Origin of the sequence: Shewanella sp. MF08487 (genome assembly GCF_050848685.1) — a bacterium.
Lineage (GTDB): Bacteria > Pseudomonadota > Gammaproteobacteria > Enterobacterales > Shewanellaceae > Shewanella > Shewanella glacialipiscicola.
This window is the reverse complement of record NZ_JBOZPB010000073.1, coordinates 1-567: the sequence shown is the minus strand read 5'-3', so window position 1 is coordinate 567 and position 567 is coordinate 1. Positions and strand designations below refer to the sequence as shown.

General features: G+C 44.4%; 1 rRNA gene. It reads left to right on the top strand.

The annotated features are described in order from the left end of the window. Window positions 1-262 precede the first annotated feature (262 nt). A 23S ribosomal RNA gene (locus ACRN9H_RS19685) occupies window positions 263-567 on the top strand; the annotation flags it as partial.

Sequence of the window (567 nt, the reverse complement as noted above, 5' to 3'; positions counted from 1 at the left end):
TCTTTAACAATTTGGAAAGCTGATAGTATTTAATTGCATGAGTCTGTCATGTAATTAATTACAAAACGTTTAATGCGAAAGCATTGAACATGAGTTCTCAAACACTTTATTAAGTGTCTTGAATATTCAAAGTGAGGTATTTTGCTGTGGTGGCAGAGTATTTCACGTCTAAGGCGCGTCCACTTCCTGGTCGGGAGTGAGACAAGTAAAACCAAGCTGGTCGCAATGCGGCGCAGATGAGTGAAACTCATTTGGGTTGTATGGTTAAGCGACTAAGCGTATACGGTGGATGCCTTGGCAGTCAGAGGCGATGAAGGACGTAGTAACTTGCGAAAAGCGTTGGCGAGCTAGTAACAAGCATTTGAGCTAACGATGTCCGAATGGGGGAACCCAGCAGCATAAGCTGTTATCTGCACATGAATACATAGTGTGTAGAGGCGAACGAGGGGAACTGAAACATCTAAGTACCCTTAGGAAAAGAAATCAACCGAGATTCCCCTAGTAGCGGCGAGCGAACGGGGATTAGCCCTTAAGTCTATGGGGTGTTAGTGGAATGTGTTGGAAAGC